The sequence below is a fragment of the Tepidibacillus infernus genome (assembly GCF_048898065.1).
Lineage (GTDB): Bacteria > Bacillota > Bacilli > Tepidibacillales > Tepidibacillaceae > Tepidibacillus_B > Tepidibacillus_B infernus.
Window position 1 is genome coordinate 1,879,888 of sequence record NZ_JBLWFI010000001.1, and the last position, 12,490, is coordinate 1,892,377.

The window sequence follows — 12,490 nt, forward strand, 5'->3', positions numbered from 1 at the left end:
TCCTTGGAAGCACAATCCGAAAACTTTCGTGGATCCCATGGATATGAAAAATGAGCTATGACGATTTCATCACAGCTCATTACATTTTTAATACCTTAGCTTTCTTTACTTAATAAAGTCGCTAAGTTTTCTACAGCTTGCTCTTCATCGGAACCATCGGCAATAATCGTGATTTCTGAACCACTGTTAATGGCCAAGCTCATAATTCCCATAATACTTTTTGCATTTACTTTCTTATCTTCTTTTTCTACGAAAATATCTGAGGAAAACTTGTTTGCTTCCTGAACAAATAATGCTGCAGGTCTTGCATGTAAACCCGTCTTTAATTGAACTGTTACTTTTTTAGATATCACAAAAATCCCTCCAATTAGATCCATTTTCTATATTATACATGGAATTACAAAAATATTACAAATCTGCTTTAAGTTTATTTGCAATTTCTTCTATTTTTCTTAAACGATGATTGATTCCTGACTTACTTACTTTTCCACTAGGAATAAGATATCCCAGTTCAGCGAGGTTTAATTCTGGATATTGTAATCGAACTTCGGCTACCTCCTTTAATTTTGTGGGAAGGTTTTCAAGTCCCATTATTTTATCAATCAATCGAATATTCTCTATTTGTCTCATTGCTGCACCAACTGTTTTGTTTAAATTGGCTGTTTCGCAATTTACAAGACGATTTACGGAATTTCTCATATCTTTTACAATACGTATATCCTCGAATTTGAACAAAGCTTGATGTGCGCCAATAATATTTAAAAACTCCGTTATTTTCTCCCCTTCTTTAATGTACATAAAATAACCCTTTTTTCTTTCAATCCACTTTGCATTTAAGTCGAATTCATTCGCTAGTTGGCACAAATCTTCAATATGCTCTTGATAGCTAGAGGAAATCTCTAGATGATAAGAGGCACTTTCAGGATGATTCAGAGATCCACCTGCAAGAAAAGCACCTCGCAAATAAGATCGCTTACAACATTCATTTTGGATAATCTCACGCTTAATACCGGGATAAAAGGAAAATCCCTCTTCTACAATCGCTAACTTTTTTAGCACCATTTCTACTTGCTGAGGAACTCTAACCACATAAATGTTGTTCTTTTTCAATCTCATTTTTTTTCGAACCAATAATTCAGCATGAAGGTGAAAGATTTGCTTAATCATCGAATAAATTTTTCTTGCAATTGCAGCATTTTCGGTCAAAATATCCAATACAACCTTTTGATTCGTTAATTGAACACTACCGTTCATTCTAACAAGAGCGGATAGTTCAGCAATCATGCAAGAATCATCTTCACCATTTACATAGGTTAATTCTTTTTTTGTTTCGGCGGCAAAGGACATTGTGACCACCTCAATCCTGAATCCTCAATTGCCAATTTAATTACTTCGTTATATTTGATGATGCAAGATTTGTATAATACTTTTGCTAAGTTTCTCAGCATCATGTCTTAAATAGGTATGATAATTAACAAAAGATTCTGCAACGACACGATAACCTGCTTGTGTAAGAAGTTGTTTATCAGAAGCCACTGGAATTGCATTCTCTGCCCGATATTGTTGCTTAATCTCTTCAGAGATTTCCCCTTCATTAACGATAACATAATCGATAAATTTTTGGCCAACATGTTCTTCAATCGCATTCACATGATCAACGGCAGAATAATGATCTGTCTCACCAGGTTGGGTCATCACATTACAAATATATATTTTTTTAGCTTTCGTTGAAAGAACTTCTTCCCTTATGCCATTAACCAAAAGATTCGGAATAACACTCGTATATAAGCTTCCAGGCCCGATGACGACAGCATCTGCTTGCTGAATAGCCAATATCGCATCTTCTAACGGTTTTACATCAGTAGGATTGATAAAAACTCGCTTAATCCCTCGATTTTGTGCGGCTAAGGGAATATTAGATTCCCCATTTATGATGGTTCCATCTGTTAATTCTGCAGATAAATGAACCTTTTGCAGGGTTGCAGGTAAAACCTGTCCTTTTACAGCTAAAACACGACTTAGTTCCTTAATAGCCAATACAAAATCCCCAGTTATTTCTTGCATCGCTGCAATCAATAAATTGCCTAAACTATGTCCAGCTAGCCCCTCACCTTGTTGAAAGCGATGCTGCAATAATTTTTCTAGTAAAGGCTCAGTATTTGCTAACGCAATCAAAACGTTACGAATATCTCCCGGAGGAAGCATATTTAATTCTGATCTTAACTTTCCAGAACTTCCTCCATCATCAGCGACGGTTACGACTGCTGTTAAGTCTAAGTTTTGTTTTTTTAAACCTCTTAACATCACAGATAGGCCGGTTCCTCCACCAATCACGACTACCTTAGGTTGTAATTCTCCCATTTCACACCTCTATTTACGATCCTTCTCTATGTCTCGATGATTTGTACTTACATGCCATTCGGATTGTAAAAACTTCGCAATGTATTCTGTGATGGCAACAGAACGATGCTTACCACCAGTACAGCCAATTCCGATCACAACCTGACTTTTTCCCTCTTGTTGGTATTTAGGAACTAGGAAGGTTAATAAATCCATCAGTTTATTTAAAAACTCTTTTGTTTCAGGCCACTTCATCACATAATCATAAACCGGTTGATCTAAACCTGTTTGCGGACGAAGGGAATCGATATAATGGGGATTTGCTAAAAAACGAACGTCAAAGATCAGATCAGCATCAATTGGCACACCATATTTAAAACCAAACGACATCATGTTTACACTAAACCGATTTTGGTCAATGTCAGAAAATCTTGTGATCATTTTCTCTTTTAATTCGCTGGGTTTTAAAAGACTTGTATCAATAATTTGACTTGCTTTCCCCTTTAACTCGTCTAACAGTTTACGTTCAGCCGTTATCCCTTCAATTGGTGATGATTCATTTAATAGCGGGTGGCGGCGTCTCGTTTCCTTATACCTTCTGACCAATGTTTTATCATCTGCATCTAAAAACAAAATTTGATAATACAGTTTATCAGATTGTTCTAAAGCTTCTAGTGCATCAGACAAGGTTTCGAAAAATTCTCTACCTCTTAGGTCAATCACCAGTGCAGCACGATTGATTTTTCCACCTGATTGCACCATTAAGTCAACAAACTTAGGTATTAAAACAGGGGGTAGATTATCCACACAGTAAAAACCCAAATCTTCCAAACTTTGGATGGCTACCGTTTTCCCAGCACCTGACATACCAGTAATAATAATTAAATGAAGAGGTCGAGATTCACCCATTTAGAGTCACATCCCTTAATTTTAAAAAATTCGACTTAATTTATATATTATAATGTTTTTTTCGTCAATTGAAAACTAAGAGAATCATTTTACCAAAATCAGTGAACTGTATGCAGGTAATTCAATCTCTACTTGATGATCTTTATCCTTTACCTTTGTTGAAGAATCACTCATGAATAAGGCTTTTTTGTATTCAGCTTCTTTTCCCGTAAGTGTTAAGAATTTTGGTTCCTTGCTTATATTGTGAATCATTAACATCGAATCTTCATTGAGAGATCGTTTGAATGCAACGATTCCTTTTTCACTGACATTAACTTCTTCTACTTCCCCTTTGATCAGTACATCATAGGACCTACGTAAATGGATCATCGTTTTATAATGATTCAATAGTGAATTCTGATCATTTAATTGGGCTTCAACAGATGGTGCATCTTCCCCTGTATTATAAAAGGATCTCTCCCAATTAGTTTGGCCTTTGCCCTCTTGAGCGTTATACCATTGCAATGGTTCACGAATATATTCATCCGGTTTTTTTCCTTGCATGCCAATTTCTTCACCATAGTAGATGAAAGGTGTTCCCGGTAAGGTAAATAGAATAGAGGCTGCCATTTTTGCGTGCTCAACATTTCCATTTAATTGACTCATCACTCTATCCATATCATGGTTCGTAAGGAAAGTAGAATCAATATAGTCTTTAGATTGACTTTGGTAATACTTTCTTACGCGTTCTAGATAAGTAACAACCCCTGCATCATCCTCCATTTGAACAGAAGAAATGATTTTACTAGATAAATCAAAATCAAAGGCAGAATGTAGGCCATCTTTTAAATAAGGTGCAACAACTGTTGCTGGTGCCCATACTTCTCCCACAAGGAATACATCCTGCTTAGCATGTTGCATTTCCTTGCGAAATTCTTGCCACCACGCATAATTTTTCTCTTTTTCCTGATCAGGATAGATATGTTTTGCAGCATCTAGTCGAAAACCGTCAACACCTATTTCAGTGAGCCAATATTTGCCTACCTTCTCAATTTCTTTTCGCACTTCTGGATTGTTAAAATTCAAATCAGGCATTCCTTCCCAAAAGACTCCATAATATTTGTTGTCTCCAGCTCCATGCCAAACTTCTTGACCCCATTCCCCACGTTCAGAAAGGTTTGTCTTGTCATCAGCCCAAAGATACCAATTCCGATATTTACTATCTTTAGAAGAAAGAGCATCCTTAAACCATGGGTGTTCTTTACTTGTATGATTCACAACCAAATCCATAATGACCTTAATATTACGGTCATGCGCTTCTTTAATAAATTGTTTAAAATCTTCCATTGTTCCATAATCCGGATTAATACCATAATAATCAGTGATATCATATCCATGGTAACTAGGTGAAGGATTGATCGGCATTAACCAAATCCCCTCTACCCCAAGCTCCTTTAAATAATCTAGCTTCTCTGTCATTCCTCTAATATCACCAATTCCATCCCCATCAGAATCATAGAACGATCTTACAAAGATCTCGTAAAAAACAGAATTAGGCCAAGCGCTACCCAATTGATCAGTTGGTTTTATTACATTTTCTGGGCTTGCCTCTTTCATCCCAACCCATAACATTAAAGATGAAAAGCCGATCACTATTACCGATATAAAAATTGAAATTGCTAAAAAAACTTTATAACGTTTAGACAAATTCATTACCCCCTTAAAAGCAGTTATGGAATTGTATTTTGCCTTTTTTTCCTTGTGTTGTAAAATACATTTTGTACACAATGTAGAATAAAATCGTGCCCAAACGATTTGTTCGAACACGATTTTAAGTTAAAGCAATATGATGATTAACCTTTATTTGCCCCAGCTGTAACACCTTCAATCAAATATTTTTGAAGGAACAAGAATAAAAGCGTGATTGGTATAGCAACTAGAACAGCCCCTGCGGCAAAATTCGTAAACTCTGTGTTTCCTCGGCCCGTTACCATTTCATATAGACCAATGGCCAATGTTTTATTCTCATTGGAACGTAGAACCAATCGAGCGAAAATAAAATCCATCCAAGGCCCAATGAAATTGGTTAAGGCGATAAAAGTTAGAATTGGGAAAGATAACGGCATCATCACCTTGAAGAAAATCTGGGTATGTGTCGCACCATCAATCTTAGCTGCCTCTTCAAGGCTTCTAGGTAAGCCATCAAAATAGCCTTTCACCAACCAAGCACCAAACGGGATAGAACCCCCTGCATAAACAAGGATTAATCCCCAGTGATTATCTAGTAACCCCATCTGTAATAACAAAATATAAATCGCAATCATTCCCATAAATCCGGGAAACATCTGTAGCACAAGCATAGCCATTAATCCTTGACGACGTCCTGGAAAACGAAAGCGAGAAAAGGCATATGCCGCTGTTACAACAAGGAACGTAGATAAAATCATATTTGCAGTTGCTATTTTTAAGGTATTCAAATACCATTTTGTATAATCTGTTTCAGTTAACATATGTTTGTAATGGGTTAATGACAAGTTATCCGGAATAAATTTAGTGCTAAATAAAGTATCTCCTGGATTTAACGATCCGATTATTATCCAAACTATAGGATAAAGAACAAAAATTGATGTAACGATCAAAATGGTATAAATCAACGTGACAACTAGGCGTTCTCTTAATCTCTCATTTTTTATCATTGTATCATATCCTCTTCTTTAAATGCTTTTGTTCTACTGAAGTTCCAAATCGATAATGAAGCAACTACAAGGAATATGATGATTGAAACAACAGAAGCCATGTTAAATTGGTTTTGATCAAGGGTTAATTTATAAATCCAGCTAATTAAGATATCCGTCGAACCAGCAAAACTATAATCTGATCTAGCTGGACCACCACCCGTTAGTAAATAAATTAAGTTAAAGTTATTGAAATTATGGGCAAAAGACATAATCAGTAAAGGTGTAGTTGCTAACATGACCAATGGAAAAGTAAGTTTCCAGAATTTTTGTGGACCAGTTGCTCCGTCTACATCAGCGGCTTCATACATTTCTTTGTCAATTCCAGTTAATACCCCTGACATTAAAGCCATCCAATACGGGAATCCAAACCAAATATTTACTACAACTAAGGAAACTTTAGCCCAAAAAGGATCAGATAACCATGGAATCATGGGTAAGCCGATTTCAACAAGCATTTTATTTATTGGACCAAATTCACCATTAAAAATATTGCGGAAAATCAATATTGCAATAAATTGAGGGATCGCCCATGGCAAGATATAAATGGTTCTCCAAAATCTTTTCATTTTTACTTTTTTATAATTGATCATCACTGCATATATTAATCCTACAAAAAAGGTTGAAATCGTAGCAATAATAGACCAAATTACGTTCCAAATCGCAACGCCATAAAAGGTATTGCTCCAAGATTTTAATTTAAACAGATCAATAAAAGACTTAAATCCTACCCAATCCACCAATGATTTAGGTGGCAAATGATGTGGTCCAGAATAGTTAGTAAAAGCAATTAGAATACCAAACAAAAGAGGTAAAACGGTTAAAAACAAAGTGAATATTACAGCAGGAGTTAATAAAAGATAAGGATATCCTTTTTCTTTTGCAAATGCCAAAGTCATCTTAAAATTATGAACGGTTTCACCTAAATCTCTTAATTTACCATTATTGTAAGCATCACGAATATTCTTGTAATAAATAAAAAGAAAAATGAAAGCTAGTATAAGAAAAATAATCCCTTCAATCATTAAGAAGATTGAATGATCTCCTTGCACAACAACACGTCCACGTGATCTTTGTTGAATCGTTTCCCCTAAGGTAAAAAGCCCCCACATACCATGCATGAAGGGTTTTGTCCAAAAAACCAATACATAAAGCTCTAATAAAGCATATAATATTCCTTTAACATATTGTCTATTATAAATTTGGCCTAAGCCCATAAATATTACGGATAGCCAAGCCCCTCGTTTCGCATGCTTCGTCTTATAGGTAGCCTGGTTGGTTTGCAAACTCATCGTTGCATCGCCACCTTTCCAATGAAATAGGTTGTTTAGTGGAAGAGTCAATGCCTTCCAAAAAAGCATTGACTCTTTATTTTACATTAAAGCTTATTTGTTTGCGTCTTGGGTTGCTATCGCATCTTTGATTTGTTGAACACCTTTATCTAAGGTCTCTTTAACATTTGCTCCTTCATTCCAAATAATGCTTAAGGCAGATCCCATTGGCTCCCAAACAGAAGGCATTTGTGGAATATTAGGCATTGGAACAGCATATTGAGCTTGTTCTAAGAATGCAGATGCAATTTCATCATTTTTAATTTGTTCATTATCTAATAATGCTGTACGTGGAGGTAACATACCTGTCATTTCAAAGAATTTTAAGAGATTTTCTTCACTTGTAGCAAATTGAGCTAATAGTGAAGCAGCATTTGGATATTTTGTATAAGCATTTACATAAAGAGCACGAATTCCTGAAAAGCTTGTTGGGTGCTCACCATTATCTAATTTTGGTAAAGGCATAACCCCAAAGTTTACACCTGCTTGGCGGTGCGCATCAACAGCCCAAGGACCGTCTAAGTTAAACATCAATTTTCCTTCATTAAATAAGGATTGTTTAATATCATAGGTAATATCTTCATTTTTTAAAGGTAAAATTTCATTATGAATACGTTGTAACAATTCTCCAGCTTTTACAGACCCTTCATTGTTTAAGCCAATATCGGATGGATCAGTGTTATTATTGCCAAATACATAACCACCATAACCACCCATTAAGGAGTAGACAAAGTAGAAGTTACTTACTTCCATCATAAAGCCATATTTCTTAGCATTTTTGTCAGTAAATTCTTTTGATTGGGCAATTAACTCATCCCAAGTTTCAGGTAGTGTCTTAACTAAATCTTTATTATAAAATAAACCATAGGTTTCGATAGCTGATGGATAACCATAAAGCGTACCCTCAAAAGTTGTACCTGTAATCGCAGCATCCATATAGTCTTTTTTGTACTCTTCTGGCCAGAAGTTTTCCATCACTAAGCCAGCAGATACTAATTCCCCTAAATGGTCATGTGGTGCAGCAAATACGTCAGCACCTAATCCAGCAGGTCCATCTGTTTGTAATTTTTTAGGTGCATCTGTGTGGCCAACTTCTTCAAATTTGACTGGAACTCCATATTTCTTTTCAAATTCTTGCGCTACAAATTTTGCCCATTCGCCAACTGCTCCACCAGATTCCCAAAGAACTAATTTTGCTCCTTCTTCAGGTTTAATCTCTTCCGTTGCTGCTTGATTTTGCTGATCATCTGCTGGTTTTGTTGTTGGCTCTTCCTTCGTACCGCTGCCACATGCAGCGAGTGAAAGGACAAGAGCGAACACAAGCATTAAACTTAAAAACTTTTTCATCTTGACCCCACCTATCCTTTTTAGTTTTTTTGAATAATGCTTTTTAAGAACCTAGGATATTAAAAAGCATTATTCTCTTTAACAAAAGCCTAAAGGCTTTTGTTATTAAAAACGCTTTCATTGGAACTGAAAAAATATAAGTAATCTAGGAAAACGATTGCACAAACCTATAAAAAAATTTAAACTCGGTTTAAACGAAACTGTAAGGCAAACGTTTTCATAGCTTTATTATAAATCAAGTTTGTCTATTTGGGAAGGTTTATTATTATAAAAATTTATTCCAACTTTTAATTCTTTATCACACTTTTATAATAATTATCATGTATATTAAAATTGTCCCTTAAAGCCCCCACTTTAAGGAAAAGGAATCACATCAAACAAAGAAGCCATACATTATTGTATAGCTTCGCCCTTTTTCTTCTTATTCTTTAATCAGAAAAAGACTCGGATGACCGGAGCGCGCTGTAAAACGAAATTTCCCTATAAGAAGCGAAAAAGCGATGCCGCTCCGATCATCCCTGCATCATTTCCAAGCTGTGCAGGAACAATCTCCATAGAATCTATGATATTTTTCAATCCATGTTCATGAAAAGCCTGTTTAATCGGATTAAACAAAATATCTCCTGCCCTAGATACACCACCACCAATAATCATGATTTCTGGGTCTAATAAGTTAGCAACCGTTGCTAGTGCTTTACCTAATAATGATCCCGCACGATTCACAATTTGCATAGCTTCGTGGTCACCAAGTTTCGCTGCATCAATCACACTTTTCGCCGTGATTTCATCCATTTTATCTACATATTGTTCTGTTAAGAGTGATGGCCTTCCTTGTGTAACGACCTCTTTTGCTTTACGAATCATTCCTGTTGCAGAAGAAACTGTTTCTAAACAGCCATAATTACCACATCCACACTGAATTCCTTCATCTGAAATAGGAATATGTCCCAACTCAGCAGCCATCCCTTTCTTTCCATGAAGAATCTTTCCGTCTATGATGATTCCACCACCAATTCCTGTACCGATCGTTGCCATTACGATATGTTTATAGCCTTTTCCTGCACCTACCCATGCTTCCCCAAGCGCAGCGATATTCGCATCGTTTTCAATTTTAACAGGAATATTCAGTTTTTCTTCAAGCTGTTTTTTTATGGCCACATCTTTCCACCCTAAGTTGGGAGCTAAACGAACAATTCCTTGTTCCATATCTAGTAACCCGGGAATTCCAATTCCTATTCCTTGGACTTGGTCAAGGGCAAAGCCCTGATCTTGAACTAAGGTTTTTGCATATTGAACCATATCTTCGATGATGGCATTTACGCCTTCTTTTGTTCTTGTTGAGATTTCCTGATGGGATAGTAGCTCTCCTTCTGTGGAAACAAGTCCCATTTTTATGCTTGTTCCTCCAAGGTCAATTCCGATTAAGATCGTTTGCTTTGACATCTTTCATCACCATTTCTTTATCTATTTTTGACCATCATACAATTGAACGTCGATTTTAGTCAATGCATGACTCAAGTTTTAATTGGTTCTAAGAAGTGATCAATCGAATAAGAAATTAATTGATAATCAGGTGTATATACAAATTTTCCAGTTATGGTTTCACTAGAGTGTAAAATATGCTTTAAGTAAATATTATCTCCATGAGCCTTTGGTAATTGGAGAACTTCTTCAATTGGCTTCCACTCTAGATTTCCTTCCTTACAAAAAGGATTGAGTTCACCTGAAAAGCGGTCTGCATAGTAAGTAAACATCATCCACTCTTCGACAATCTCTTCTTTATCTTTTATAACAATGGTAAATACCCCTCTTAATTGAGGGTTTTCTAAATGTAAATGTGTCTCTTCGTAAAACTCTCTATTGATCGCTTCCTGAATACTTTCATTTGGCTCCATCTTTCCACCAGGTACTACCCACCAACCTCTTTTAGGCTTTTGTAGCATTAAAATTTGGTTTCCTTTTTTTAAAATACAATTGGTTACTCGTTTCAAAATCTTCAACCCCTTCGGGAATTCTATTACATAAGCGCGTTGCAAAACATAATTCCCTTTTTCTTGACACCTCAGAATTGTATTTTACATAAGCAAGCGACCTTCAGTAATGCCTTTTTCTCCTTTTCTTTTAATCAGAAAAAGGCATGGATGACGGAGCAGCGTTGTAAAATACAATTCCCTCTATTATATTAACAGTTTTTTTAACGTAACACAAAAAGGGCATGGTAAGTTTACCATGCCTAAAAAATATATATCTATAGAAAAGGGGGTCAATTCATATTCTTAGTATAATCCCATAATATTTCACTTATGTTACAAACGGATTAAAAGTTTGTTACATCTTTACTTTTCTAACTCATCATTTATTTTATCAATATAGTGTTGTGCTTGCATTGCAGCAATGCTTCCATCCCCTGTAGCCGTAACCACTTGGCGAAGCGTTTTTTCTCTTACATCACCTGCAGCAAAAATACCTGGAATTTTTGTTTCCATCACATTATTGGTTAAAATATAGCCTGCCTCATTAGTAATTCCTAAGTTTTTAAATGGTTCTGTAAGTGGCACCATTCCTACATAAATAAAGACTCCTTGGCAAGGAAAGTCTATTTCCTCTCCTGTCTCTTTATTTTTGATGCGCACGCCTTCTACACGATTTTCCCCTTTAATCTCTTCAACGGTTGAATTCCAAATATATTCGATTTTTTCATTTCTAAAAGCACGATCTTGGAGAATTTTTTGTGCCCTAAATTCATCACGACGATGAACAATCGTTACTTTTGAAGCGAATTTTGTAAGATAAACAGCTTCCTCAACAGCTGAATCTCCGCCACCAACAACCACTAATTCACGTCCCTTAAAGAATGCACCATCACAGACTGCACAATAAGATACCCCACGACCTGCTAATTCGGTTTCACCTGGAACTCCTAGCTTACGTGGTTGAGCACCAGTTGCGATAATCACTGTTTTAGTCTTTATTTCTTTATTGCTCAATTTAACTGTTTTGTATGGATGTCCATCCACAATTTCTTTCACATCACCATAAGCATACTCAGCACCGAATTTCTTTGCATGATCTAACATTTTGTTAGATAAATCTGGCCCAAGAATACTTTCATACCCAGGGTAATTCTCAATTTCTTCTGTATTGGCCATTTGTCCACCAGGGATTCCACGTTCAATCATAACCGTGGAAAGATTTGCTCTTGATGTATAAACAGCTGCCGTCATACCTGCAGGCCCAGCACCAATAATGACAACATCATATACTTTTTCTTCACTCATTTGTTAAACCTCCCTCATTTATATAAATATAAAATTTTAAATTAGAAGAACATCTTATATATTAACGATTTTTTATTTATTTGTCGAGTACCCATGGGGGTATAAGGGTAGTTATTATCCAAATCTAATAGCTTTGCTTTATATTCCCTATAAACTAGGTTTCCCAGAAAAATGCAAGATAACCCAGAAAAGTGTGTAGATTTACTCATGTAAGGATTCATGATAAGTGAACTACCCGCTACCTACGCTTCGCTTAGAGGTGGGGGCTTCTAAGGTAATCGCACCTAACGGTACGAAATTTACTTAGCTATCGAGCCTGTTCCATGCTCTATTTATGATTATACTAACAGTCGCAATCCTTCACGCTTGATATTGATAGAAGCGTTCCAATCTCTATCTGCCACAAAACCACAATCACAATGGAATATGCGCTCAGAAAGAGATAGAGACTCCTTTACTTGACCGCAACATGAACAAGTTTTGGATGATGGAAACCACTTATCTATTTTGATAAGCTTTTTCCCCTGCTCCTCTAACTTGTATTGGAGAAAGGTGGTGAACATGCCCCAGC

Annotated in this window: 12 protein-coding genes; all 12 read right to left on the reverse strand. The window is 36.1% G+C overall.

The window, feature by feature from the left end; genetic code table 11:
• Positions 1 to 95: 95 nt before the first annotated feature.
• Positions 96 to 353 carry an HPr family phosphocarrier protein gene (locus TEPIDINF_RS09490; protein WP_235589103.1) on the reverse strand — a complete coding sequence of 86 codons (258 nt, stop codon included), beginning with the start codon at positions 351 to 353 and terminating at the stop codon, positions 96 to 98.
• Between the two features lie 55 nt (positions 354 to 408).
• On the reverse strand, positions 409 to 1,347 hold the full coding sequence (gene whiA / locus TEPIDINF_RS09495) for a DNA-binding protein WhiA (protein WP_069800915.1): 939 nt from the start codon (positions 1,345 to 1,347) through the stop codon (positions 409 to 411).
• A gap of 48 nt (positions 1,348 to 1,395) precedes the next feature.
• The gene (locus tag TEPIDINF_RS09500; RefSeq protein WP_421691852.1) at positions 1,396 to 2,361 is read right to left on the reverse strand and encodes a gluconeogenesis factor YvcK family protein; all 966 of its coding nucleotides are present in this window, start codon (positions 2,359 to 2,361) and stop codon (positions 1,396 to 1,398) included.
• A 9-nt stretch (positions 2,362 to 2,370) separates the two neighbouring features.
• Entirely contained in the window at positions 2,371 to 3,249 is an 879-nt protein-coding gene (rapZ, locus tag TEPIDINF_RS09505; protein ID WP_068726066.1) for an RNase adapter RapZ, read from the reverse strand.
• Positions 3,250 to 3,333: 84 nt separating this feature from the next.
• Positions 3,334 to 4,935 (reverse strand): alpha-amylase family glycosyl hydrolase, encoded by a 1,602-nt coding sequence (locus TEPIDINF_RS09510; RefSeq protein WP_421691853.1) that lies wholly within the window; start codon positions 4,933 to 4,935, stop codon positions 3,334 to 3,336.
• Between the two features lie 146 nt (positions 4,936 to 5,081).
• Positions 5,082 to 5,924 carry a sugar ABC transporter permease gene (locus tag TEPIDINF_RS09515; protein ID WP_068726069.1) on the reverse strand — a complete coding sequence of 281 codons (843 nt, stop codon included), beginning with the start codon at positions 5,922 to 5,924 and terminating at the stop codon, positions 5,082 to 5,084.
• Positions 5,921 to 7,255 (reverse strand): carbohydrate ABC transporter permease, encoded by a 1,335-nt coding sequence (locus TEPIDINF_RS09520; RefSeq protein WP_068726071.1) that lies wholly within the window; start codon positions 7,253 to 7,255, stop codon positions 5,921 to 5,923. The genes TEPIDINF_RS09515 and TEPIDINF_RS09520 overlap by 4 nt, the downstream gene beginning before the upstream one ends.
• Positions 7,256 to 7,348: 93 nt before the next feature.
• A complete protein-coding gene (locus TEPIDINF_RS09525; RefSeq protein ID WP_068726074.1) occupies positions 7,349 to 8,641 on the reverse strand; it encodes a sugar ABC transporter substrate-binding protein in 1,293 nt (430 codons plus the stop codon).
• Between the two features lie 480 nt (positions 8,642 to 9,121).
• Positions 9,122 to 10,084 carry an ROK family glucokinase gene (locus TEPIDINF_RS09530; RefSeq protein ID WP_068726078.1) on the reverse strand — a complete coding sequence of 321 codons (963 nt, stop codon included), beginning with the start codon at positions 10,082 to 10,084 and terminating at the stop codon, positions 9,122 to 9,124.
• Positions 10,085 to 10,155: 71 nt separating this feature from the next.
• On the reverse strand, positions 10,156 to 10,632 hold the full coding sequence (locus TEPIDINF_RS09535) for an NUDIX hydrolase (RefSeq protein WP_421691854.1): 477 nt from the start codon (positions 10,630 to 10,632) through the stop codon (positions 10,156 to 10,158).
• Positions 10,633 to 10,977: 345 nt separating this feature from the next.
• A complete protein-coding gene (gene trxB / locus TEPIDINF_RS09540) occupies positions 10,978 to 11,919 on the reverse strand; it encodes a thioredoxin-disulfide reductase (protein ID WP_421691855.1) in 942 nt (313 codons plus the stop codon).
• A 338-nt stretch (positions 11,920 to 12,257) separates the two neighbouring features.
• On the reverse strand, positions 12,258 to 12,490 hold a 233-nt coding region (locus tag TEPIDINF_RS09545; protein WP_421691605.1), incomplete at its 5' end, for a zinc ribbon domain-containing protein.